The sequence below is a fragment of the Bradyrhizobium sp. CCGB01 genome, assembly GCF_024199795.1.
Lineage (GTDB): Bacteria > Pseudomonadota > Alphaproteobacteria > Rhizobiales > Xanthobacteraceae > Bradyrhizobium.
The window spans coordinates 412,662-437,099 of the sequence record NZ_JANADK010000001.1 but is presented as its reverse complement, the minus strand read 5'-3'; the positions used below and the strand labels follow the sequence as shown (position 1 = coordinate 437,099).

At 65.0% G+C, this 24,438-nt stretch carries 20 protein-coding genes; 10 read left to right on the top strand and 10 right to left on the bottom strand.

What is annotated here, in order from left to right:
• Positions 1–119: 119 nt before the first annotated feature.
• The 3 genes from pheS to NLM25_RS01985 are packed head-to-tail and all read left to right on the top strand — an operon-like array spanning position 120 to position 4,433.
• Positions 120–1,202 carry a phenylalanine--tRNA ligase subunit alpha gene (pheS, locus tag NLM25_RS01995; protein ID WP_254135835.1) on the top strand — a complete coding sequence of 361 codons (1,083 nt, stop codon included), beginning with the start codon at positions 120–122 and terminating at the stop codon, positions 1,200–1,202.
• Positions 1,199–3,607, top strand: coding sequence for a phenylalanine--tRNA ligase subunit beta (gene pheT, locus NLM25_RS01990; protein ID WP_254135834.1), 2,409 nt, complete (start codon positions 1,199–1,201; stop codon positions 3,605–3,607). Before pheS ends, pheT begins: the two co-directional genes overlap by 4 nt.
• Positions 3,608–3,662: 55 nt before the next feature.
• A complete protein-coding gene (locus NLM25_RS01985) occupies positions 3,663–4,433 on the top strand; it encodes a sulfite exporter TauE/SafE family protein (RefSeq protein WP_254135833.1) in 771 nt (256 codons plus the stop codon).
• A gap of 158 nt (positions 4,434–4,591) precedes the next feature.
• Here the strand turns inward: NLM25_RS01985 and NLM25_RS01980 are convergent, their stop codons facing one another.
• Positions 4,592–5,980, bottom strand: coding sequence for an NAD(P)/FAD-dependent oxidoreductase (locus NLM25_RS01980; RefSeq protein ID WP_254114762.1), 1,389 nt, complete (start codon positions 5,978–5,980; stop codon positions 4,592–4,594).
• A gap of 192 nt (positions 5,981–6,172) precedes the next feature.
• Between NLM25_RS01980 and NLM25_RS01975 the strand changes: the two genes are divergently transcribed.
• A complete protein-coding gene (locus NLM25_RS01975; protein ID WP_254114763.1) occupies positions 6,173–7,144 on the top strand; it encodes a YiiX/YebB-like N1pC/P60 family cysteine hydrolase in 972 nt (323 codons plus the stop codon).
• 203 nt (positions 7,145–7,347) lie between these two features.
• Here NLM25_RS01975 and NLM25_RS01970 read toward each other — a convergent pair whose 3' ends face one another.
• The gene (locus NLM25_RS01970; RefSeq protein WP_007598521.1) at positions 7,348–7,623 is read right to left on the bottom strand and encodes a metal-sensitive transcriptional regulator; all 276 of its coding nucleotides are present in this window, start codon (positions 7,621–7,623) and stop codon (positions 7,348–7,350) included.
• 50 nt (positions 7,624–7,673) lie between these two features.
• Here NLM25_RS01970 and NLM25_RS01965 point away from each other — a divergent pair, with 50 nt between their 5' ends.
• The 4 genes from NLM25_RS01965 (at position 7,674) to NLM25_RS01950 (ending at position 13,981) form a co-directional block, all read left to right on the top strand.
• Positions 7,674–10,115, top strand: coding sequence for a heavy metal translocating P-type ATPase (locus NLM25_RS01965; protein WP_254135832.1), 2,442 nt, complete (start codon positions 7,674–7,676; stop codon positions 10,113–10,115).
• Positions 10,116–10,249: 134 nt separating this feature from the next.
• Positions 10,250–10,696, top strand: coding sequence for a nickel-responsive transcriptional regulator NikR (nikR, locus tag NLM25_RS01960; protein WP_254135831.1), 447 nt, complete (start codon positions 10,250–10,252; stop codon positions 10,694–10,696).
• A gap of 430 nt (positions 10,697–11,126) precedes the next feature.
• Complete coding sequence (locus tag NLM25_RS01955) at positions 11,127–13,154, top strand: S8 family serine peptidase (protein WP_254135830.1); 2,028 nt, start codon at positions 11,127–11,129, stop codon at positions 13,152–13,154.
• 86 nt (positions 13,155–13,240) lie between these two features.
• Positions 13,241–13,981 (top strand): sulfate transporter family protein, encoded by a 741-nt coding sequence (locus NLM25_RS01950; RefSeq protein ID WP_254114768.1) that lies wholly within the window; start codon positions 13,241–13,243, stop codon positions 13,979–13,981.
• Between the two features lie 6 nt (positions 13,982–13,987).
• On the opposite strand, the gene NLM25_RS01945 is transcribed toward NLM25_RS01950, so the two are convergent.
• From NLM25_RS01945 to nth, 3 genes are all read right to left on the bottom strand, one after another.
• Entirely contained in the window at positions 13,988–15,616 is a 1,629-nt protein-coding gene (locus tag NLM25_RS01945; protein WP_254135829.1) for an MFS transporter, read from the bottom strand.
• On the bottom strand, positions 15,603–16,742 hold the full coding sequence (locus NLM25_RS01940) for an HlyD family secretion protein (protein ID WP_254135828.1): 1,140 nt from the start codon (positions 16,740–16,742) through the stop codon (positions 15,603–15,605). Before NLM25_RS01940 ends, NLM25_RS01945 begins: the two co-directional genes overlap by 14 nt.
• 139 nt (positions 16,743–16,881) lie before the next feature.
• Positions 16,882–17,634 carry an endonuclease III gene (gene nth, locus NLM25_RS01935; protein ID WP_254135827.1) on the bottom strand — a complete coding sequence of 251 codons (753 nt, stop codon included), beginning with the start codon at positions 17,632–17,634 and terminating at the stop codon, positions 16,882–16,884.
• A 22-nt stretch (positions 17,635–17,656) separates the two neighbouring features.
• Here nth and NLM25_RS01930 point away from each other — a divergent pair, with 22 nt between their 5' ends.
• Positions 17,657–18,190 (top strand): DUF2244 domain-containing protein, encoded by a 534-nt coding sequence (locus NLM25_RS01930; protein ID WP_254135826.1) that lies wholly within the window; start codon positions 17,657–17,659, stop codon positions 18,188–18,190.
• A 54-nt stretch (positions 18,191–18,244) separates the two neighbouring features.
• Positions 18,245–19,141, top strand: a complete 897-nt coding sequence (locus tag NLM25_RS01925; protein ID WP_254135825.1) for a bifunctional helix-turn-helix domain-containing protein/methylated-DNA--[protein]-cysteine S-methyltransferase — start codon at positions 18,245–18,247, stop codon at positions 19,139–19,141.
• Positions 19,142–19,259: 118 nt separating this feature from the next.
• Here the strand turns inward: NLM25_RS01925 and NLM25_RS01920 are convergent, their stop codons facing one another.
• The 5 genes from NLM25_RS01920 to NLM25_RS01900 all read right to left on the bottom strand — a co-directional run bounded on the left by NLM25_RS01920 (position 19,260) and on the right by NLM25_RS01900 (position 24,388).
• A complete protein-coding gene (locus NLM25_RS01920) occupies positions 19,260–19,883 on the bottom strand; it encodes a 2,3-bisphosphoglycerate-dependent phosphoglycerate mutase (RefSeq protein WP_028155497.1) in 624 nt (207 codons plus the stop codon).
• 19 nt (positions 19,884–19,902) lie between these two features.
• Positions 19,903–20,718 carry a 4-hydroxy-tetrahydrodipicolinate reductase gene (dapB, locus tag NLM25_RS01915; protein WP_254135824.1) on the bottom strand — a complete coding sequence of 272 codons (816 nt, stop codon included), beginning with the start codon at positions 20,716–20,718 and terminating at the stop codon, positions 19,903–19,905.
• 104 nt (positions 20,719–20,822) lie between these two features.
• Entirely contained in the window at positions 20,823–21,821 is a 999-nt protein-coding gene (locus NLM25_RS01910) for a M23 family metallopeptidase (RefSeq protein WP_254135823.1), read from the bottom strand.
• 29 nt (positions 21,822–21,850) lie between these two features.
• Positions 21,851–22,933 (bottom strand): helix-turn-helix transcriptional regulator, encoded by a 1,083-nt coding sequence (locus NLM25_RS01905; protein WP_254135822.1) that lies wholly within the window; start codon positions 22,931–22,933, stop codon positions 21,851–21,853.
• A gap of 180 nt (positions 22,934–23,113) precedes the next feature.
• Positions 23,114–24,388 carry an HlyD family type I secretion periplasmic adaptor subunit gene (locus NLM25_RS01900; protein WP_254135821.1) on the bottom strand — a complete coding sequence of 425 codons (1,275 nt, stop codon included), beginning with the start codon at positions 24,386–24,388 and terminating at the stop codon, positions 23,114–23,116.
• Between the last annotated feature and the right edge of the window lie 50 nt (positions 24,389–24,438).

Sequence of the window (24,438 nt, the reverse complement as noted above, 5' to 3'; positions counted from 1 at the left end):
CAGGTTGGTGCCAGCCATGCCCGTACGGTTCAAATACCCTGCATTTGAGATGCGCCATTCGGCTTGACGTTCCGGCCCGGCTGCGGCCACAACCGGCAGCCTTTTGAAAGGATCCGACCGTGTCCGACCTCGCCAGTCTCGTCCAATCCATCCTCGCGCAGATCAGTGCTGCCGGGGACGAAGCGGCCCTCGAAGCCGTCCGTGTTGCTTCCCTCGGCAAGAAGGGCTCGATCTCGGCCTTGCTCGCAACGCTCGGCAAGATGTCGCCGGACGAGCGCAAGACGCAAGGCGCCGCGATCAACCAGGCCAAGGACGAGGTCACCCAGGCGCTCACTGCCCGGCGCGACGTGCTGAAGTCGGCGGCGCTCGATGCGCGGCTTGCGTCCGAGACCGTCGACGTCACCCTGCCGCTGCGCGACGCGCAGACCGAGGCCGGCCGTATCCATCCGCTGAGCCAGGTCTGGGACGAGCTGACCACGATCTTCGCCGACATGGGATTCTCGGTCGCCGAAGGTCCCGACATCGAGACCGACGACTACAACTTCACCAAGCTGAATTTCCCGGAAGGCCATCCCGCGCGCGAGATGCACGACACCTTCTTCTTCCATCCGAAGGAGGACGGCTCGCGCATGCTGTTGCGCACCCACACCTCGCCGGTGCAGGTGCGCACCATGCTGAGCCAGAAGCCGCCGATCCGCGTGATCTGCCCGGGCCGCACCTACCGCATCGATTCGGACGCGACCCACACGCCGCAATTCCACCAGGTCGAAGGCCTCGTCATCGACAAGCATTCGCATCTCGGCCACCTCAAATGGATCCTGCACGAGTTCTGCAAGGCGTTCTTCGAGGTCGATCACATCAACATGCGCTTCCGGCCGTCGTTCTTCCCGTTCACCGAGCCGTCGCTGGAAGTCGACATCCAGTGCCGCCGCGACAAGGGCGAGATCCGCTTCGGCGAGGGCGAGGACTGGCTCGAGATTCTCGGCTGCGGCATGGTGCATCCGAACGTGCTGCGCGCCTGCGGCATCGATCCCGACGAGTACCAGGGCTTTGCCTGGGGCATGGGCATCGACCGCATCGCCATGCTGAAATACGGCATCGCCGATCTGCGCCAGCTGTTCGACAGCGACGTCCGCTGGCTGTCCCATTACGGCTTCAAGCCGCTCGAAGTGCCGACGCTTGCGGGAGGGCTGAGCTCGTGAAATTCACTCTCTCCTGGCTGAAGGATCATCTCGACACCGACGAGCCCCTGGAAAGGCTCGCCGACAAGCTCACCATGATCGGGCTCGAGGTCGAGAACATCGAGGACAAGGCGAAGGCGCTGAAGCCTTTCACCATCGCGAAGGTGATCTCGGCCGAGCAGCATCCGAATGCGGATCGCCTGCGCGTCTGCATGGTCGACACCGGTGACGGGGCTGCGCCGGTGCAGGTCGTGTGCGGTGCGCCGAATGCGCGCGCCGGGCTCGTCAGCGTGTTCTCGCCGCCCGGCACGTACATCCCCGGCAAGGACATCACCCTCGGCGTCGGCACCATCCGCGGCGTCGAGAGCCGCGGCATGCTGTGCTCGGCGGCTGAACTCCAGATCTCCAACGACCACGACGGCATCATGGAATTGCCGGCGGATGCGCCGATCGGCGCGGCTTACGCCGCATGGGCCGGCCTCGGCGATCCCATGCTCGAGATCAACCTGACGCCGAACCGGCAGGACTGCACCGGCGTGCACGGCATCGCGCGCGATCTTGCCGCCGCCGACATGGGCAAGTTCAAGGATCCGTCCATCAAGCCGATCAAGGGCGAGTTCCCCTGTCCGGTGAAGGTCACGGTCGAGGACGCCACGCTGTGTCCGGGCTTCGCGCTGCGCCTCGTGCGCGGGGTGAAGAACGGGCCGTCGCCGGAATGGCTGCAAAAGCGGCTGACCGCGATCGGGCTGCGCCCGATCAATGCGCTGGTCGACATCACCAACTTCATGACCTACGACCGCGCGCGTCCGCTGCACGTGTTCGACGCCAAGAAGGTGAGGGGCAATCTCGTCGTGCGCCGCGCCCGCGATGGCGAGACGCTGCTCGCGCTCGACGGCCGCACCTACAATCTCGATCCCGCGATCTGCGTGATCGCGGACGAGCACGGCGTCGAATCGCTCGCCGGCATCATGGGCGGTGAAGCGTCGGGCTGCGACGAGAACACCACCGACGTGCTGATCGAATCGGCGCTCTGGAACGAGATCAACATCGCCCAGACCGGCCGCAAGCTCGGCATCAATTCGGACGCGCGCTATCGCTTCGAGCGCGGCGTCGATCCCGCCTTCATGGTGCCGGGCCTCGAGCTCGCGACCAAGCTGGTGATGGAGATGTGCGGCGGTGCACCGTCGGAGAACGTCGTCGTCGGCAAGGCCTTTGGCGACGACCGCGTGATCGATTTCCCGATCACCGAGGTCAAGCGCCTCTCCGGCATCGAGGTGCCGCAGGTGGAGATGAAGCGCATCCTGACCCATCTCGGCTTCATGATGGCCGGACCGGGTCCGGTGGTGAAGGTCGCGGTGCCCTCGTGGCGCACCGACGTGCACGGCAAGGCCGACATCGTCGAGGAGATCGTGCGAATCTACGGCGTCGACAAGGTGCCGATGACGCCGTTCGAGCGCGGCGAGGACGCGCGCAAGCCGGTGCTGACGCCGCTCCAGCTCCGCATCCGACGTGCCCGTCGCGCGCTCGCGAGCCGCGGCATCATCGAAGCGGTGACCTGGTCATTCATCACGAAGCCTGCGGCCGAACTGTTCGGCGGCGGCGCGCACGAGCTCGAAGTCGCCAACCCGATCGCCTCGGACCTGTCCGACATGCGCCCGACTCTGCTGGCGGGCCTGGTCGCGGCCGCGCAGGCCAACGCCGATCGCGGTTTTGGCGATGTCGCGCTGTTCGAGGTCGGCCAGGTGTTCAAGGGCGATCGCCCGCAGGATCAGTTCATGGCGGCAAGCGGCGTCCGCCGCGGCTTTGCTTCCTCGGAAGGCCTCGGCCGGCATTGGTCGGGCTCGACACAGGCTGATGTGTTCGATGCCAAGGCTGACGCACTCGCCGTGCTGGCTGCTGCCGGTGCGCCGATGCAGGCGCTTCAGATCGTCGCTGGTGGACCCGGATGGCTGCATCCGGGACGCTCGGGCACGATCCAGATCGGCCCGCAGAACGTGCTCGGCTATTTCGGCGAGATGCATCCCCGCGCGCTCGAGGCGCTCGGCGCCGACGGTCCGCTGATGGTCTTCGAGGTGATCCTGGACCGCATCCCCGAAGCGAAGAAGAAGCCGACCCGCGCGAAGCCCTTGATCGAGCTGTCGGCATTCCAGCCAGTGTCGCGCGACTTCGCCTTCATCGTCGATCGCACCGTCAAGGCCGGCGACATCGTCCGCGCCGCGCAAGGCGTCGACAAGAAGCTGATCACCGGCGTCAACGTGTTCGACGTCTACGAGGGCAAGGGCATCGACGACGGCAAGAAGTCGGTCGCGATCGCGGTGACGATCCAGCCGCGCGAGAAGACGCTGACCGATCAGGAGATCGAGGCCGTGGCCGCGAAGGTCGTGGCGGAGGTCACGAAGAAGACCGGCGGCACCCTGAGAGCATGATGCCGAAAAGTGTGAAGCGGTTTTCGGACAACATCATGCTCCAGAAGCAAAGGGCATGACGCTCGCGGATTTCCTTCCAAAGGACGTCAGCCTCACCGTTGCGATGGCGCTCTGCGCCGTCGCTTTCGTTTCCGGCACCGCGCGCGGCTTCTCCGGCTTCGGCTCGGCGCTGATCTTCATGCCGCTGGCGAGCAGCATCGCGGCGCCGCGTCTCGTTGCCGCGCTGCTCCTCGTGATCGATTTCGTCGCGGCCGCGCCGCTGCTGCCCGACGCCTGGCGCAAGGCCGACCGCAAGGCCACCGCCGTGATCGTGCTGGGCGCGCTGATCGGCGTGCCCATCGGCACTTATTTCCTCAGCGTGCTCGAGCCCGTCACCACGCGCTGGATCATCTCGTGCTTCGTCGCTGCGCTGTTGCTCCTGCTGCTGTCCGGCTGGCGCTATCGCGGCAAGGACCACGCCTGGCTCTCGGTCGGGATCGGCGGCCTGTCGGGCTTCTGCAGCGGGCTGGCGCAGACCGGCGGGCCGCCGATCGTCGGCTACTGGCTCGGCCGGCCCATCGCCCCGATCGTCGCGCGCGCCAACATCGTGCTGTTCTTCGGCGCGTCGGATTTCTTCTCGATGGTCAGCTATGCGACGACGGGACTGATCTCGCGCGAATCGCTGGTGCTCTCGCTCGCGGTCGGGCCGGTCTATGCGATCGGCGTCGCTTTCGGCGCCTCGCTGTTCGGCCGCGCCAGCGAAAAAGTGTTTCGCGCGATCTGCTACGGGCTGATCGCGATGGCGGTGATCGCCGGGCTGCCGGTGCTGGACAGGATCTTGCGCTGATAATCTCTGCTGTCGTCCCTGCGAACGCAGGGACCCATTACCCCGGTCAGGACTTGTGGCGCGAGCTGGTCACCACGAGTCTTCGCCAAACTTCTCCCTGTGGTTATGGGTCCCTGCGTTCGCAGGGACGACAGGGAAGTTTGTTGCGGCTTAGCTGCCTACTGCCGCGGCGCGCGGCGCTTCTTCGTCGACTGCGTCGGCACGTCGGCGGACTCGTCCTTGAGCGCGCCGATCTTGCGCAAGGCTGCATCCGCCGCGCGCTCGCCGCTTTCCCAGGCGCCGTCGACGGTGCCCCAGAGCGTCTCGTGCGTGGCTTCGCCGGCGAGGAACACGTTGCCGATCGGCTCGGTCAGGATCTTGCGCGAGAGCTGACCGCCGGGCGAGGAAGCCGACATCGCTCCCATGACGAAAGGCGAGGCGTTCCAGCGCGTCGCGCTGGTCTTTTGCACGGCGGCCGCCGCCTCGCTGCCGAACAGCTTTGTGATCCATTCCCTGGCGAAGGCGACCATCGCCTTCTCGCCCTGCTCGGAGAGATCGCGGCCGAACGAGCCGCCGACGTCGATCGAGCACAGCGAGGAGCCGCCGATATTGGCGAACATCAGCGCCGTGCGGGTCGAATTGCTCTGCTCGATGAGGATGTCGTCGCGCGAGAGTCCAAGCGGATTGCCCGGCAGTTGCAGCACGATGCGATCGTAGCTGCCGAGCGTGAGCTTCGATGCCGCGTCCAACGTGCGCTTGGGAATATCAGGCGCGAACTTGATCGCGCCTGATGTCAGCACATTGGTCGAGATCGTGACGATGGCGGCGCGTGCGGCGATCTTGCCGGATTGGGTCTCGACGCTGACGTCGCGATTGCTCCAGGTGATGCGGCTCGCTGGTGTCGAGAGCGAGACCGGCGCCTGCTCGCCGAGCCTGGTGATCAGGGTCCCAAGGCCCTGGCGGCAGGCGATCGCGGCGTTGCGGTCCTGCGCGCGCGCCTTGTCGATCGCCGACAGCTCCTTCAGGTCCTTGCCGGCAAAGCTCGCGCCGAGCATGAATTCCGTCGCGCCGGCCCAGTCGCCGAGATCCTTCGGCAGCACCGAGGCGCAGGCTGTATCGAGCTTGCCGCGCGCGGCTTCGTCGATGGTGCGGTTGGCGCGCACCAGCGCCGCCAGGAATTCCTCGGTCTCGCCCGCGCGTGCGTTGCGGCGGCCGATGCGCATCTTCTGGCCGGTCGGCGCCGGCAGCACGTCGAGCCCGGCGCTGCGCGCCAGCCGGATCATCGGATTGGTTTCGGGATTGTGCATCCAGCGCGCGCCGCGATCGAACGGCACGTCGAAGGTCGTACTGTCGGTAAGGCAGCGCCCGCCGATCCGGGATGCCGCCTCCACCACCACGACCTTGCGATTGGCCGCCATGATGCGCCGTGCCGCGGCAATTCCGGCCGCGCCCGCGCCGATCACGACGATGTCGGCCTCGCGCGGCAGGGGTGCGGCGTTCGCGCGCAGGACCGGCATCGCGGCAAGAGCCGCCGACGCCGATAGGAAGCTGCGGCGCGTGATTGTCATGTCATGGTTTCCGGGAACTTGCGGCGAACGGGAACAGCCCGCGAACCTTGCTGCATCTGGCGTTGCACGGCAACCATCATGGTGAATCAATCGTGCTTGATCTCACAGACTGATGAACCGAATTGCAACACGTTTCGACCATGATAGAGAAGGGAAAAAGACGGCCGGAAAAGGCCGTGGGGGGAGTTTGAAATGGGGACGGTCCTGGACTCAGTCGGCAAGCTGATTGCCGCGTACCTCTCGAAGGAGGTGCCGGGCTACGAGCCGTTCACGCCGAGCGACCCCGAGCATCTCCGCGGCGTCATCGAGCCCGGCGACGTGCTGCTGGTCGAGGGCAACAACCGCATCTCCGGCATCATCAAATATCTGACGCAGTCGACCTGGTCGCATGGCGCGCTCTATGTCGGTCCGGTCGAGGGCGCCGTGGAGCCCGACGGCGAGCCGCACGTGCTGATCGAGGCCAATATCGGCGAAGGCGTTACTTCCGCGCCGCTGTCGAAATATTTCCCGTATCACACCCGCGTCTGCCGCCCGGTCGGGCTGTCCTATGAGGACCGCACCACGGTCTGCCGCTATGCGATCAACCGCATCGGCTTCGGCTACGACACCAAGAACATCATCGACCTGATGCGCTTCCTGTTTCCGCTGCCGATTCCGCAGCGCTGGCGGCGCCGCATGATCGCGATCGGGTCGGGCGATCCGACCAAGATCATCTGTTCGGCGCTGATCGCGCAGGCGTTCGACGCGGTGCGCTATCCGATCCTGCCGAAGATCACCAAGGCCGGCAGCCGCGCCGCCCGCCGCGAGATCCTGCATATCCGCGATTCCTCGCTCTACATGCCTCGCGACTTCGACATCTCGCCCTATTTCGAAGTCGTCAAACCCACCATCGTGCACGGCTTCGACTACACCGCCCTGCACTGGGCCGACAAGCAGAAGCCGCTCGAGGAGGTAGCGGGCACATTCAGTGTGTTTCCAGAAACGCTCCGTGCGCCGCCGCTCGTTCCTGAGGCGATTGACCAAGAAGCGCCGGATGAAATTCCGGCTGAAGAAGTAACGGGTGAGGCCGCCGGGACGGGCGTCACCTTCTCCGAGCATTTTGTGCAGCTGAACGAGCTCGCGATGTACCGCGCGCGGGTACGGGCGCGGGAGAAGGCCGCGTAGCCCCTGTCGTCCCTGCGAAAGCAGGGACCCATACCGCGTGATCTATCGCGTAGAAGCGGTAGAAGTACCGAGCAACCGATCTTCGCCAAACCGCTTCCCGAGGTTATGGATCCCTGCTTTCGCAGGGACGACACCTTGTGGGTGTGACGCGATCTCGCATCAACAACAGTCATGGCGAGGAGCACAACGGCGATCGCGAAAGCCTACCGCTCCGCCCTCCCGATCACCGCCATCAGCTCCGCGATCTTCTCGCGCTGATCGGCCTTGTCGCCGCTCGCGATCGCGTGCTCGACGCAATGGGCGACGTGATCTTTCAGAACCTCTTCCTCGACCCGGCGCAGCGCGGCGCGCACCGCCGAGATCTGCGTCACGATGTCGATGCAATAGCGATCCTCCTCGACCATTTTCGAGAGGCCGCGCACCTGACCTTCGATCCGGCCAAGACGTTTTCCGACAGATGCCTTGATGTCCTTGCGCATGCGTCCTATATACCCCCCTAGGGTATATGTTGCAAGGCCGGAGCGTGGCAATGAACGACGCCGAACACGGGCACCATCACAAGTCCGAACCACATTCCGGATGCGGCTGTTCCGCCAAGGCCGCTCCGCCCGCCGACAAACCCGCGGCTTCCTCCTGCTGCGGCGGGCACGGCGATCACGCGCATGAGCATGGCGAGGCCGCGACAAAGGTCCTCGATCCCGTCTGCGGCATGACGGTCGATCCCGCGACCTCGAAGCACCGCTTCGAGCATCACGGCGAGACCTTCCATTTCTGCTCGGCGGGCTGCCGCACCAAATTCGCCGCCGATCCCGCGAAGTATCTTGCCGGGAAGAAGGCGAGCGAGCCCGAGGCGCCCGCGGGCACGATCTACACCTGCCCGATGCATCCGGAGATCCGGCAGGTCGGACCGGGCAGCTGCCCGATCTGCGGCATGGCGCTGGAGCCAGAGGTCGCGAGCCTGGAGACCGGACCCAACCCCGAGCTTGCCGACATGACGCGGCGGTTCTGGATCGGCGGCGCGTTGGCGCTGCCAGCCGTGGTGCTGGAGATGGGCGGCCATCTCGCAGGCCCGCACAATTGGATCGATCAGACGCTCTCGAACTGGATCCAGCTGGTTTTCGCCACGCCCGTGGTGCTGTGGGCCGGCTGGCCGTTCTTCGTCCGCGGCTGGCAGTCGCTGGTCACCCGCAATCTCAACATGTTCACGCTGATCGCGATGGGCACCGGCGTCGCCTACGTCTACAGCCTGATCGGCACCATCGCGCCGCAGATCTTTCCTGAAACATTCCGTGGCCATGAAGGCGCCGTCGCCGTCTATTTCGAGGCGGCAGCGGTCATCACCGTGCTGGTGCTGCTCGGCCAGGTGCTGGAGCTGCGCGCTCGCGACGCCACCTCTGGTGCGATCAAGGCGCTGCTCCAGCTCGCGCCGAAGACCGCCCGCCGCGTCGATGCCGATGGCAGCGAGCATGAGGTCGAAATCGATACGCTGCATGCCGGCGACCGCCTGCGCGTTCGTCCCGGCGAGAAGGTGCCCGTCGACGGCGTCATCCTCGAGGGCCGTTCGTCACTCGATGAGTCGCTCGTGACAGGTGAATCCATGCCGGTCACCAAAGAAGTCGACGCCAAGGTGATCGCCGGCACGCTCAATCAATCAGGCAGTTTCATCATGCGCGCCGACAAGGTCGGGCGCGAGACGCTGCTATCGCAGATCGTGCAGATGGTCGCTGACGCGCAGCGCTCCCGCGCGCCGATCCAGCGGCTGGCCGATCAGGTCGCGGGCTGGTTCGTGCCCACCGTGATCGCCGTTGCCCTTGTTGCTTTCGCCGCCTGGGCCTGGTTCGGACCGGAGCCACGGCTCGCCTTCGGCCTCGTGGCTGCCGTCAGCGTGCTGATCATCGCCTGCCCCTGCGCGCTTGGCCTCGCCACCCCGATGTCGATCATGGTCGGTGTCGGCCGCGGCGCACAGGCAGGTGTCCTGATCAAGAATGCCGAGGCCCTGGAGCGGATGGAGAAGATCGACACGCTGGTGGTGGACAAGACCGGCACACTGACCGAGGGCAAGCCCAAGGTGGTGTCGATCGTGCCGGCATCAGGCTTTGGCGAGGATGACATCCTGCGGCTTGCGGCCAGCGTCGAGCGCGCCAGCGAGCATCCGCTGGCCGACGCCGTCGTGCGCGCGGCGAAGGAGAAGCAGCTTACGCTCGGCCCGGTCGAAGGATTCGACTCGCCGACCGGCAAGGGCGCGACCGGCAAGGTCGACGGCAAGACCATCGTGCTCGGCAATGCCAAATACTTTGGCTCGATCGGCATCGACACCGGCGCGCTTGACACCGAGGCCGAACGGCTGCGCCAGGACGGCGCCACCGTGATCAACATGGCCGTCGACGGCAAGCTCGCCGGCCTGTTCGCGATCGCCGATCCAGTCAAGGCCTCGACCCCGGAAGCGCTGAGGGTGTTGGCGGATGAAGGCATCAAGGTCATCATGCTGACCGGCGACAATCGCACGACGGCGGAAGCCGTGGCACGCCGGCTCGGTATCGCCGAGGTCGAGGCCGAGGTGCTGCCGGACCAGAAGAGCGCGGTGGTGACCAAGCTGCAAAAGGCCGGGCGCAGCGTCGCGATGGCCGGCGACGGCGTCAACGACGCGCCCGCACTGGCGGCCGCCGAAGTCGGCATCGCCATGGGCACCGGCACGGATGTGGCGATGGAAAGCGCCGGCGTCACGCTGCTCAGGGGCGATCTCACCGGCATCGTCCGCGCCCGAAAACTGTCGCAGGCGACCATGAGCAACATCCGGCAAAACCTGTTCTTCGCCTTCATCTACAACGCCGCCGGCATCCCGATCGCGGCCGGCATCCTCTATCCGGCGTTCGGCATCCTGCTGTCCCCGATCATCGCCGCGGCGGCGATGGCGCTGTCCTCGGTGAGCGTGGTCGGAAATGCGCTCCGGCTGCGCGCGACGAAATTATGACGGAACTGCGTAGCCCGGATGGAGCGAAGCGAAATCCGGGGGCCCGGCCACATATTGGTGCCGTCCCGGATTGCGCTTCGCTCCATCCGGGCTACGGTTCACGGGACACAAGCGGCACCCGCGGAGAGGACCTGATGCAGCGGATTACGATCACGATCGAGGACGATCTCCTGGCGGAGATCGATGCCGCGGCAGAGGCGCGCGGCTACCAGAACCGCTCCGAGATCATCCGCGACCTCACGCGCGCCGGGCTTCAGCAGTCCACCGAGGACACCGCACAGACCGGCCCCTGCGTCGCCGGCCTCGTCTATGTCTACGACCACGCCGCGCGCGATCTCTCAAAGCGCCTGGTGCAGGAATTCCACGGCCACCACGACCTCGCGCTGGCCACCCTGCATGTCCATCTCGACGACAACAATTGCATGGAGATGACGGCGCTGCGTGGCGACGCCGGCGAGGTCAGGCATTTCGCCGACCACATCATCGCCGAACGCGGCGTCCGCTACGGCCGCGTGGTGATGATCCCGACGGGGGAGGGCAAGCCGGCGAAGGTGCGGAAGCACGGCCATCGGCATGAATGACTGCTGACAATGACTTGCTCCGCTGGTCGTGGAGGCCGGATTGTTGCCCCTCGGCTAGAGGTCCAATCCAAAGCGTGAATTTGTTCTCTATCTTCTAAGTTGCTCGGCTGGTGAATTGCTCGCCGGGCCCAAACCGGCACGGGATTGGTCAATAGCTCAGACCATTCGGTGCCTATAATTTTCGATCTAAGATTGCAACCGTCGGCCCACTTGGCCGACCAATGAAAAGACATTTGCCAAAATCAATTGCGGAGGGGCCGAGGGCACCTCGAGGCAGCAGGAGCAGGCCGCCGCCCAGATCTGCGAGGGGCGCCGGCGCATGCCCTGAAGCGCCATCGCCTGCCGGGCCAGCATCGCGACGGAGACCTGGCGGACAACCCGACCAGCGCAGATGACAAAGGACGGATCAACCAGGGAGAGTGGAACGACCATGGCTCAGATCACGATCAACGGCATCACAATCGATCCTTCGGCTCCGCATACGGAACGCGCCGCGCTATCGCTCGATCATGCGAATGCGAAGGAATCCGACTACATCATCGTGCAGACCAACCAGCCGCTCAACGCCGAACGCAGGGAGCAACTCGCCAAGGCCGGCGCCGAGATCCTGGAGGCCGTCCCGGGCAACGCCGTCGTCTGTCACTTTCCGGCGGCCGGGCTCGACAAGGTCCGGAAACTGCCGTTCGTGACATGGGCGGACCTTTACCCGGGCATCGTGAAGATCGCGCCGGCGCTGCGCAACCTGGACACCCAGCCCGGAGGAGTCGCCGCGGCGCGCGCGCTCGCGGCAAGGCCGGCGACGCTCGACCGCACCAGCGTGACCGTCGACGTCATGCTCCACCGCAATGTCGGCGTGAAAACTGCCGCGAAGAAGATCGCGGAGGCAGCGCACGTCCATCTCGAGGATGTCACCCCGGGCACCACCAAGGTGCGTGTCACGCTGAAAATGCGCCGTCTTGCCGACGTCGCCGCGCTCGACGAAGTGCGCAGCGTCGAGAAGGTCTTTCCCCGCAAGCTGCTCAACAACATCGCGCGGGGAATTCTTCGCGTTCCCGCAGCGGCGCCGGCCAACGGCAACGAAGGCGCGGGCGAGATCATCGCGATTGCCGACACGGGCTTCGACAAGGGATCGACCACGAACACGCACCCGGCCTTCAAGGGCCGCGTGAAGAAGCTCTACGCGCTCGGCCGTCCCGGGCTCAAGGACGATCCGGACGGCCATGGCACCCATGTTGCGGGCTCCGCGCTGGGCGACGGCGTGTCGAAAAGCGACGGCCCGATCCGCGGCACGGCTCCCGGCGCCAAACTGGTTCTGCAATCGGTGCTCGACAGCGGAGGCAATCTGGGCGGCCTGCCCGACAGCCTCGATGCGCTGTTCGGCCCGCCCTACAAGACCGACAAGGCGCGAATTCATTCCAACTCGTGGGGCAGCACCGGAAATTTCGGCGTCTATGACTCCCAGGCCAACGAGCTCGACACCTTCGTCTACGCGCATCGCGACATGCTGATCTGCTTCGCCGCGGGAAATGAAGGCACCGACAAGGACGGCAGCGGCCAGGTCGACCCCAACTCGGTGACGCCGCCGGGTACGGCCAAGAACTGCCTCACCATCGGTGCATGTGAGAACAATCGCCCGACCCAGACCCTGACCTATGGAGCGGCCTGGCCGCGCGATTTTCCGGCCACGCCCATCAGATCCGACCGTGTGGCCAACAATCCCGAAGGCATGGTGGCGTTCAGCAGCCGCGGACCCACGAACGATGACCGCATCAAGCCCGATGTCGTGGCGCCGGGCTCGTTCATCCTGTCAACACGCTCCCGCGCCACAAAATCGGAGGGGTGGCAGCTCTCGAAGGACCCGCTCTACATGTTCGAAGGCGGCACCAGCATGGCGACGCCGCTGGTGGCCGGATGCGTCGCGGTGGTCCGGTCGTTCCTGAGGAAGGATCAGGGACTGAAGTCGCCGAGCGCCGCGCTGCTGAAGGCGCTCATCATCAACGGCGCTCGCAGCCTCGCCGGACAATACCATCCCTCGGAGGCGGGAGCTGTCGCCAGCAACAGTCAGGGCTTCGGCCGGGTCGACGTTCAGTCTGTGGTCGGTCCCTATGCGGCGAACGAGACGGTGCAATTCTTCGACGAGAAGAAGAAGCTCGACGCCGGCGACCGCGAGGACCGCATGGTCACGATACCGGCGGGAAGCAGCCGCCTGAAGGTCACGCTGGTCTGGACCGATCCGCCCGGCGAAGGACTGCAAAGCGACCTCGACCTCGTCGTCGTCGCCAACAAGCAGGAGCGCCACGGCAACATGCCGGCCGGCTCAAAGGACTTCGACCGCAGGAATAACGTAGAGCAGGTCATCTTCGAGAATCTGCCGCCCGGCGAAGCCGTGATTTCGGTCATCTCGCATTCCATCGCCGTCGCGCCGCAGAATTATGCCCTGGTCATCAGGGTGAGCTAGGCAATCGGCCGGGGAAGGCTCGGCCTCTTGCCGAACCTTCCGCGCATGTCTACCTCTCGCGGGTGGTTTTTACGAGAGGTACTTCCATGCTGGATGCCGCCGTCAAGGCGCTGTCGCAAATGATCTCGCCGCCGATGCGCTCGATCCTGTGGCGATCGATCGGGGTCGCCCTGGTGCTGATCACCGTGCTGGCGGTCGGCCTGCAGCGGCTGCTCAGCTGGTTTGCGACCTATGGCGAGGTCTGGCTGGAAGGCCTGCTGGGGCCGGGCTGGCATTCGTCGCTCGAAGTGTTGTCCTGGATCGTCTCGATCGCGGCGGGCCTCGGCGTCGTGTTCGGCGGCCTGTTCCTGATGCCTGCGATCACCTCGCTGGTGGCGAGCCTGTTCGTCGACGACGTCGCCGATATCGTCGAGCGCGAGCACTATCCCGCCGAGCGGCCGGGCGCTGCGCTGCCGTTCAGCCAGGCGATCTACGAAGGCGTCAAGACCGCGCTGCTGACGATCGTGGTCTATCTGATCGCGTTGCCGCTGGTCCTGTTCGCCGGCGCCGGTTTCCTGATCTTCTTCCTCGCCGCCGCCTGGCTGCTCGGGCGGGAATATTTCGAGCTCGCCGCGATGCGCTTCCGCTCTCCGGAGGAGGCCAAGGCGATGCGGCGCGACAATGCCGCGACCATCTTCACCGCCGGCCTGTTCATTGCGGCCTTCGTCTCGATCCCGATCGTGAATCTCGCGACGCCGATCTTCGGCATGGCGTTCATGGTCCATATGCACAAGCGGCTGTCGGGTTCCCGGCCCGAGCTGATCGAGCCGGCGCGGCAAATGCGGTGACGTCAGCTACGTCACCTGCACCCCGCATTTGCGCAAAAGCATCCTGGCGAAGCCGAACGGCGCCGGCGTGAACGGACCGGGCGGCGCGCGGGTGATCAGCGCAATGCAGCCCAGCGCGACGATCGCGAGCCAGAAGCACAGCCAGAAGCCGTCGATATAGGCGAGCACATTGGCCTCGCGCTGGACCAAGCCGGCGAGCGTGCCGACCGCGCGCGCCGGCGCCGAGCCGGCGCCATGAGCGGCGAAATGGTCGGCAAGCTGTTTGAGCCGCGTCACCACATCGGCATCGCCGACCATGAGATTCTGGCCGAGATAGAAGGAATGCACCTGCTCGCGCACGCGTAGCCACGTTCCCATCAGCGCGATACCGATCTCTGCGCCGCCGAGCCGCATGATCTGGATGTAGGCGGCAAAGGAGGTGGCACGGCTCGGATCGGCGTTCGACAGCAGCGTGATGATGAGGGGCAGCAGGATCAACGACTGCCCGATCGCCTGGAGCAGCACGATGCCGACAAAATCCTCGCGCGCCCAGACATGGCTGAGCTGCGTGCCCCAGAGATTGGCCGCGGCAAAGCAGGCAAAGCCCAGCACCACGACGAACCGCGTATCGAAATGCCGCAGCAGCCAGATCGAGATCGGCACCAGCACGAACATCGGCAGGGCACCGTAGGTGAGCAGCAACATCCCGCTCTGCTCCGGCCGGAGCAGAACGACATTGCCGAGGAAATTCGGCACCAGCGACGAGTTGGAGAGGCTGGTCAGTGTGTAGAGCAGGATCAAGACCAGCCCCAGCCCGATATTGCGCGAGAACAGCACGTTCACATGCGCCCAGGGCTGACGCACCAGCGACTCGTTGACGAGGAAGGCCACGAACAGCACGGCGCCCGCAATGAGCAGCGCCATCACGGTGCCGTTGCCGAGCCAGTCCAGCCGATTGCCCTGGTCGAGGCCGGCATAGATCATCGAGACCGAGGCGCCGAGCAGCAGCATGCCGCCCCAATCGGCCTCGCGCAGCAGCGCGCGGTTCACCGGCTCGCTCGGCGTGCCCAGATAGACCATCAGGCCCATCAGGGGCGCGACCACGACGCCCTGCCAGTACAGCCATTGCCAGCCGAGATGGTCGACATAGAAGCCGACCAGCGAGCTCGACGTATCCAGCGCGAAACCGACGCGGATCGAATAGAGCGAGATCGCGGGCAGCCACCAGCGGATCGGCAGGTTGCGGAGCACGATCATGAGCGTCGCCGGCACGAAGGTGCCGAGCAGCAGGCCGTGCACGACGCTGAGCGCGAGCAGCGTCGGATAATCGTGCACGAAGGGAATGATCAGCGACACCGCAGCGTAGACGAGGCTCGGGATGCCGAGCACGCGGCGCAGGCCGAACACGGTCGCGAGCCACGCCACCGCCGGCGCAATCAGGATCTGCGAGCCGATGCCGGCGGTCGATAGCCATGCGCCCTCGTCGAACGAGAGCGAGAACGCACCGCGCAAGTCCGGCAGGCCGACCGTGGTCAGCCGGCTGTCGAAATTGGCGAGGAACGAGCCGAGCAGCACGGCCGCGACGGCGAACAGAGGCTGTGGCGCGACGCCGCCGCGCGAGACCGGTCCGCGGCGGGCGTCGTCATTGTCCGCCATTTCCGGCCTTCGTGTCGATGCTGGTCACGACCGACATGCCCGGCACCAGCCGCGCCAGCAACGGCTGGTTGTCGTCGAGCTGGATCCGCACGGGAATGCGCTGCACGACCTTGGTGAAATTGCCGGTCGCATTATCGGGCGGCAGCAGCGCCACCTGCGCGCCGGTCGCGGGCGCAATGCGCTCGACCCGGCCGCGCAGCTTTTCGCGCGGAAAACTGTCGACGGTGATCTCGACCGGCTGGCCCGGCGCGACGTGCGTGAGCTGGGTCTCCTTGTAGTTCGCGATCACATAGACCTTCGGCAGCGGCACCACGTTGATGAGGTTGGTGCCTATGTTGACGTAGTCGCCGGGCTGCACCTGGCGCTCGCCGACGACACCGTCGAACGGCGCGGTGATCCTGGTGTAACCAAGCTTCAGTTTCACGCTCGCCAGCGTCGCCTTGGCCGCTTCGACATCGGCGGCGCGCTGCTTCTTGGTACCCTGCAGAACTTCGAGTTGATGCTGCTGCGCGGCGATGACGGCGCGGCTGGCGCGCACGTCGGCCTGCGCCTTGGCGTAGCCGGCGACCGCCTGCTCATACCGCTGCCGCGTGCCGGATTCGGTTTGCGACAGCGATTGCTGGCGCTCCTGCTCCTGCCGCGCCTCGACTTCAAGCGCTTCCGCGGACAGCCGCGCGGCCTGTGCCTGCGCGATGGTCGCATATTGCAGCTCGACCTGGTTGCTCAGATTGTCGAGCACGGCCTGCGCGGCGGCGACAGCGGCCTCGGACTGCGCGACCTGCGCCTGGTAGTCGGCGGGATCGATCTGGATCAGGAGATCGCCGGCCTTGACGCGCTGGAAGTCGGTAACGCCAACGGTCAGCACTTCGCCGGAGACACGGCTTGCGAGCCGCGTCAGGTCGGAGCGGACATAGGCGTCATTCGTGGTCTGGACCACGGCATTGCCGACCCATTCGTCGAAGCGCAGCGTTGCCAGCGCGACGAAGGCGAGCGCGACGATCACGGCGAACAACGGGATCGCGAGACGGCTCCAGAGCGAGCTCGCCGGCCGCTGCGTCGGCTTCGGCGGCGGGGCCGGCGCTGCGGCAGGGGGTGGCGGTGACGAGACTTGTTCCTGCTGACTCACGACCTGCCCCCAAAACCGGCTGCGCTTGAACTCGAATCTCACTGCCGTCATTCCGGGGCGATGCACAGCATCGAACCCGGAATCTCGAGATTCCGGGTCCGGTCCTTTGGACCGTCCCGGAATGACGGCAGTTGCCGCCTCAGACCGTCTTCTCCGGCCATCGGCAGAGATCGTTGATCAGGCAAACCTCGCAGCGCGGCTTGCGCGCGAGGCAAGTATAGCGGCCGTGCAGGATCAGCCAATGATGGGCATGCAACATGAACTCGCCCGGGATCACCTTTTCGAGACCAAGCTCGACGTCGAGCGGCGTCTTGCCGGGCGCGAGGCCGGTGCGGTTGCCGACGCGGAAGACATGCGTGTCGACCGCCATGGTGTGCTCGCCGAAGGCCATGTTGAGCACGACATTGGCGGTTTTCCGCCCGGCGCCGGGTAGCGACTCGATCTCGGCGCGCGTGCGCGGCACCTCGCCGCCGAAATCGCTCAGCACCTTTGCCGACAGCGCGATGACGTTTCTGGCCTTGGTGCGGTAGAGGCCGATGGTCTTGATGTATTCGCGCAGGCGCTCTTCGCCGAGGTCGAGCATCTTCTGCGGCGTGTCGGCGATCTCGAACAATGCGCGCGTCGCCTTGTTGACGCCGGCATCGGTGGCTTGTGCCGACAGCACCACGGCGACCAGCAGCGTGAAGGGATTGACGTGCTCGAGTTCGCCTTTCGGCTCGGGATTGGCCTTGCGGAAGCGGCTGAAGACCTCGTGAATTTCGGCCGGCGTCCAAGGCTTGGTGGCCTTGAGCGATTTCTTGGCGGGAGCCTTTGGCTTCGCAACAGTCGCCTTTGCCTTTTTCTTCGGCACGGACGCTTTGCGCGGGGCCGGCTTGCGGGTGATTTTCGCCATGATCGGGATATACTGAGGGACGATGAGCACAGGCAACGAAATTGAGCGCAAGCGATCTGAAAGCGAGGCCGAGCCTCAGATCTTCTCCGCGCTGCTGACGCCGCACCGCTCGCTGAACCGCACCGGCTTCCTCGCCGTGATGTTGTTCCTGAGCGTCGTCAGCTTTGCCACCGGCCTCGCCTTCCTGATGAAGGGCGCCTGGCCGGTGCTCGGCTTTTTCGGCCTCGACGTGATGGTGGTCTGGTGGGCCTTCAAGGCCAATTTCCGCACCGCGCGGGCGCGCGAGGAGATTTCAGTCACGGTGTCCGAACTGCGCGTGCGGCGTATCAGCCATCGCGGCCAGGTCGCCGAATGGACGTTCAATCCGCTCTGGGTCCGTCTCGACATGGAGATCGACGAGGACTTTGGCATCGAGCATCTCTATCTGATCTCGCGCGGCCACCAGATCCAGATCGGCCGCTTCCTCGGCCCAGACGAAAAAGCAAGTTTTTACAAAGGCTTGGTCGAGGCGTTGAACGCCGCCAAGCGTGGCCCGACCTACAACCCCATCAGTTGATTCCAGTCGGAAATCGGGTGGTTTCGGAGCCTTCGCTCTCCTACATTTCTTCTCATGATGACACTCGCCATACATGACCAGCGCCTGGCCAAGCCGGGCCCCCAGAATGCCGCGCTGCGCGACTACGATTCCGTGCGCCGGGCGATCGCGTTCATCTCGGAGAACTGGCGCACGCAGCCGGCCATCGAAGCGATGGCGGATGCGGCCGGCGTCACGCCGGATGAGCTGCACCATCTGTTCCGCCGCTGGGCCTCGATCACGCCGAAGGCTTTCATGCAAGCCCTCACCCTCGACCACGCCAAGGGTCTGCTGCGGGATTCCGCGAGCATTCTCGATGCGGCACTCGACTCAGGTCTCTCGGGGCCGGGGCGGCTGCACGATCTCTTCGTCACCCATGAAGCGATGTCGCCGGGCGAATGGAAGAACGGCGGCGCGGGTCTCACCTTGCGCTACGGCTTCCATCCCTCGCCGTTCGGCACGGCGATCGTGATCGCGACCGATCGCGGCCTGTCGGGCCTCGCCTTCGCCGATCCCGGTGAAGAGAAGGTCGCGCTCGCCGACATGACGCGGCGATGGCGCAACGCAACTTACGTCGAGGATCACGAAGGCACCGCACCGCTCGCACAGCGCATCTTCGATACGAAGCTGTGGCGGCCGGACCAGCCGCTGCGCGTGGTCATGATCGGCACCGATTTCGAAGTGCGGGTGTGGGAGACGCTGCTGAAGATCCCGATGGGCCGCGCGGTGTCCTATTCCGACATCGCCTGCAACATCAACAGCCCGAAGGCCTCGCGCGCTGTCGGCGCTGCGGTCGGCAAGAACCCGGTCTCGTTCGTCGTGCCCTGCCACCGCGCACTCGGCAAGAGCGGCACGCTCACCGGCTATCACTGGGGCATCACCCGCAAGCAGGCGATGCTAGGCTGGGAAGCCGGGCAGATGGGGATGCAGTAGGTCTCGTAGGGTGGGCAAAGGCGCAAAGCGCCGTGCCCACCATATTTCCGCGATCGCCGACAGATGGTGGGCACGCTGCGCTTTGCCCACCCTACGGCACTGGCGTTTGAGGCGAAGACTAGCCCGCCAGATCCAGCTTCGACGCCACGGTCGAATCCGCATTGAGCCGGTAGATGATCGGCACACCCGTCGCCAGCTCGCGCTTCAAAATGCCTTCGGGCGAGAGCTTTTCCAGCACCATGATCAGCGCGCGCAGCGAGTTGCCGTGGGCGGCGACCAGCGTGCGCTTGCCGTTGAGCACACCGGGCAGGATCTCCTGCACGTAATAAGGCAGCGCGCGCGCCAGCGTATCCTTCAGGCTTTCACCGCCGGGCGGCGGCACGTCGTAGGAACGGCGCCAGATCAGCACCTGGTCCTCGCCCCATTTCTTGCGGGCGTCGTCCTTGTTGAGGCCGGAGAGATCGCCATAGTCGCGCTCGTTCAGCGCGAGGTCCTTGGAGGTCGGCAGGCCTTTCTGGCCGAGCTCGCCGAGGATGAGATCCAGCGTGTGCTGGGCACGCGTCAGGACCGAGGTGTAGGCGACGTCGAACACCAGGCCCTGCGCCTTCAGCTTGCGGCCCGCTTCCGTGGCCTCCTTCACGCCGAGCTCGGTGAGATCAGGATCCTTCCAGCCCGTGAAAAGGTTCTTCAGATTCCATTCGCTCTGGCCATGGCGCACGAGCACGAGAAGACGTTCGCTCATCAACTGCTTTCCGTTTTTTTCAGATGTCGGAGAGGCCAAGCACGTCGGCCATCGAATAGAGCCCGGGGCTCTTGCCATGCGCCCACAGCGCCGCCTTCAGCGCACCATGGGCGAACAGCATGCGGTCCTCGGCGTGATGCGACAGCGTCAACCGCTCGAACGGACCCGCGAACATCACGGTGTGATCGCCGGCCGCGGTGCCACCGCGTAGCGACGCAAAGCCGATGTCGCCCGGCCGGCGCGCGCCGGTGATGCCGTCACGACCGCGCGCCGAATGCTCGTCGAGCGCGATGCCGCGGCCGGCGGCGGCCGCCTGGCCCAGCATGAGCGCGGTGCCCGAGGGCGCATCGACCTTCATGCGGTGATGCGTCTCCACGACCTCGATATCGAAACTCTCGTCGAGCGCCTTGGCGACGCGCTTGACCACCGCCGCGAGTAGGTTGACGCCGAGACTCATGTTGCCCGACTTCACGACCACTGCGCGGTTGGTGACGCTCTTGATCACGGCATCATCGGAGCCCGAAAGGCCGGTGGTGCCGATGACGTGCACGAGGCCGCGCTGGGCCGCGATCGCGACATTGGCGATGGTCGCCGCCGGCACGGTGAAATCCAGGATGCCGTCGGCGTCTTTCGACATCGCCCAGAGGTCGGCGGAGAGCTTGATGTCATTGGCGGGGAGGCCCGCGAGCACGCCGGCATCCTTGCCGAGCAGTTCGGAGCCCGGTGCCTCCAGCGCGCCGGCCAGCACCGCGCCCTTGCTCTCGGCAATCGCTCGTGTCAGCGCCCGGCCCATCCGGCCGCCGGCCCCAGCAACAATCAAACGCATATCGGACATGGCTCACCCTCTCCACGCCCTATAGCGGGAGCGGGCCGTTCCGGCAACCGATCAGGCCTCTAAACCGCTCGTGGGCCTGGGCTCCCCCGAACATAGGCGCAGGGCTAGAGCACGAGATCCAGGTCCTTCTTGAGCACGATTTGGCCGTCGCGCTCGACAACATAAGTGGCCTTGTAGGAACCACGTTCCCAACCGCCAGCGGGACGCTTCTTCCCCGCGAACAGCATGAATTGCGCCTTGCTGCCCTGAAGCGGCGCAGACCGATTTTCCGCAATGACATTCCCGAGGGGATCCTTGACGACCAGCCATTGCGCGTCGCCTGCCTTCAGCCCGATCGCGCGCACGAACGCGACGATTGCGGTCGAACCGGCGGACGGCGTTTGCCGCTCGGCAGTACCGTCCTCGATGAGTTCCATCGTGACCGCACCGGTCGTAAAGCCTGCATTGAGGATGGCGCGTTCCTGATACTCGAGTTTCGAGCGGAGGGCGGGAAGCCAGAGGGATTGACCGCCCTCGCAGGACTCTGGACGAACGCCATACGCGAAGGGATCAACGACCGCGCCGTTGCGCCTCACGGTGAAATGCAGGTGAGGATATTCCGTGAGGCCGGAGAGACCGACGCGGCCGATCGGCTGTCCGGGTTCGACCTTGTCTCCCGGCTTGACCAGCACACTGCCGGCGGCCAGGTGGCAGTACTGGGTTTCCCACTGCTCCGGATGCTCGATGACGATTCCATTGCCGCATTCGGCCTCGCGCACGGCGTCGCGTCCCGATTTCGTGAAAGCGTCGTCCGGAGCATCGTTGCGTGTCCGAAGAACGCGACCACCTGCCGCTGTGCGCACTTCCACGCCGGCCTTTTGCGCCGCCAGTGAGGGCAAGCGAAAGTCGGTGCCGTTGTGGTTGTCATAGGTCAGCGTGCCGCATTTGTAATCTCGCGCCGACCGGGACGGATCAAGATCGGTGTAATTCTGGATGTAGCAGGAACGGCCGGGCTCGCAATCAATCGGAAGCGCCAATTGGATGCCCTGGGCATCGGCATGGAAGCCGGTCCCCGCCAATGCCAGCGCAGCGAGCGCCCGATAGAGGAAACCTGCGCAGCTCATGCGGCTCGACCTCACGGAGCTCCCTGCACTCAATCAGGCGAACGCTTGTCCGCCGTCCGCAATCCCATCGGATCGTCGTCGATCAATCGGCTGTCGGAGGCCGGCCGGATCATCGGGTTCTCGCGCCTGCCAGCGCCAAAAGGCGACTGGGTGAGATGATACAGAAGAAAGAATTCCGACTGTCGATTGATGCCCAATTTGAGCATGATCCTCTTGGTGTAGGTCCGCACCGTTGCCTCGGTTAGTCGAAGCGCGGCTCCAATATCGCGAGGGCACTGGAATTGGAGAATCCGGCCGACGATTCTTTCCTCGGCCCAGTTCAACCCGAAGGCAGACGCGATGCAGTGCGCGCCCTGCACGTCATCGAACTGCGGCACGACGATGAGGGCCTTTCCCAGCTCGTCATGCGTTGGGACAGCGCCGATCTTGGCGAAGGCGAATTGCTGACGATCCGTCGAAAGTGGTACCGTAGTATTGCAACCTCCATGGGTCGCGCTCTCAACGAGCACCTTCGCGATCGCCCCTCGCAAGCTTTCGGTCACGGAACCGCACGAGCCAGCGAGCTTTCCTCCGTCCATCCTTAGCAGCTCGCGCTTGGCAAGCAGCATTCGTCCACCACGATTGACAGCGTAAACGTGCAGAGCCTGGTCCGCGACGATGGCGGGAAAGGTCAGCTCTTCGAGCCATATCTGCGCATCGACATGCCCCGGCTTTTGCCGGGCCATTGAATGAGCCGCCTTCCATATCGGGCGCACGGTATGCGCCAGACCGGGAATCTCGGCTGCCGCAAGCGCGGCCGGCCGCCATCCGGCCACGAATACGACAGTGGCGCGCTCACTGGACGCAAACCTGCCAATGACCGAATGACCATTGATCGGGGGTTCGGCGCCGATCAACTTCCGCACGAAGGAGGTCCGGGAATTGACCGGCTCAAGCGAGGCAACATCCTCGGCTGTGCCCTTGCGCGCGAAGCGCTCAACCATTGTCGGACATGACGGATCGGTAGGAGCGTCTCCAATTCTGACTTCTTCCAGTCCGGAGCCGGATATCAGGGCTACGTAACAATTCCTGCAGCCGAGCAATTCCGCCATGGCCTTCGCGAAATATTCCATTGCGGTCTGTTGCGGACGTGGCTCCGGACCTGGTCCTGGTGGACCGCATCCGTCATTGGCCTGCTTCGAGGCGCGCTCGACGCGATCAGAACGAAAATCATCCTGTGCGGAAGGTAGTGCCTTACTGCACTCATGCACGGTCGCCTCCCTCGTAGGCCGGCCCACCCCTTACCAGCGCTTTTAATTCTCCCTGAACGCACGGTTGATCCGTAGCGTCATTGGCTGCAAAAGATATTCAGCAAAGGTTCGTTCCCCCGTCTCGACAAATATCTCGACGGGCATTCCAGGCATCAATGTCGAGATGTAGGAGGCTGTTGGCGCCTTGGGGTCCAGCTCAACCTCGGCCAGGTAAGAGCTCACGCCGGACTTGGAGTCTGTCAGTGCGTCTGCCGCAACGCCGACGACCCTTCCCTCGAGCATCGGCCGGCGACGAATATTCAGCGCGTGAACCCGCACGCGCGCCATCTGTCCGACATAGACCTCTTCCCGATCCGCAGGCTTCAATGTCGCCTCGATGACAAGCCGATCTTGCGTCGGAACGATTTCCATCAGGGTTTCCCGAGGTCCAAGCACGGCGTTGAGGTCTCTGCTATTGAGACCGACGATCCTTCCACTTTCCGGGGCACGCAGTTCAGACCGAACAAGCTGGGAGCGCAACGCGGCAATTCGATGTCTGAGGTCGCCGATTTCCTCGCTGGTCGCGTGGCGCTGCTTGGCGATATCCTGATTCTGGTTGAACCCGAGCTGCCGGCGTCTGTCCTGCAACTCCGCGATCTTGCCCTGCATCTCGGAAATTGATGCGGCATTGCGATCGACCTGTCCAGCGGCCTCGGCTTCGGCACGCTTCAACGCCAGCACACGCGGTTTTCGAGCGAGGCCTTTCGCCAGCAGATAGCTCGTATCGGAGATCTCTTCCCGGAGTAATACGAGTTGTTGTTCGAGTCCTTGCGTGTTGCTCTCCAGGCCGCGGATGGAGTCGGCGTTTTGCAGCATCTGCTGGTCGATCACCTTGCGCTCGTTTTCAATCGCCGCCAGTCGCGCAGCAAATTCAGCCTCCTGGGTTTGAATGGCGATACGGGCGGAGGGACGAGCTGCACTCTCGCGCAATTCGTCCGGAAACCGGATTGATTTCGCACCGTCTTGCTCAGCTGCCAGACGGGCCTCCATCGCGAGGTCTGCGAAGAACTTTGTCTCAAGGGAGCCAAGAGTGCCTTCGATCTGCGCGGTGTCGAGCCGTGCAATGAGTTGCCCGGCTTCGACGTGATCGTTTTCCCGCACATAGATCGACTTGATGATCCCGCCTTCCAGATGTTGCACTGCCTTGCGCTTCGAATGCACCTTGATGAATCCCGGCGCCACGACCGCGCCGCGGAGCGGAACCGTGGTTGCCCACAAGCCGAAGCCGCAAAATTGCAGGACGAGCAGCACGCAACCCCAGGCGATGATCCGTCGCATGTCGGATCGCGGTTGCTCCGTCGGCCAGGACTTCGGCCGGGGGCCAGCGA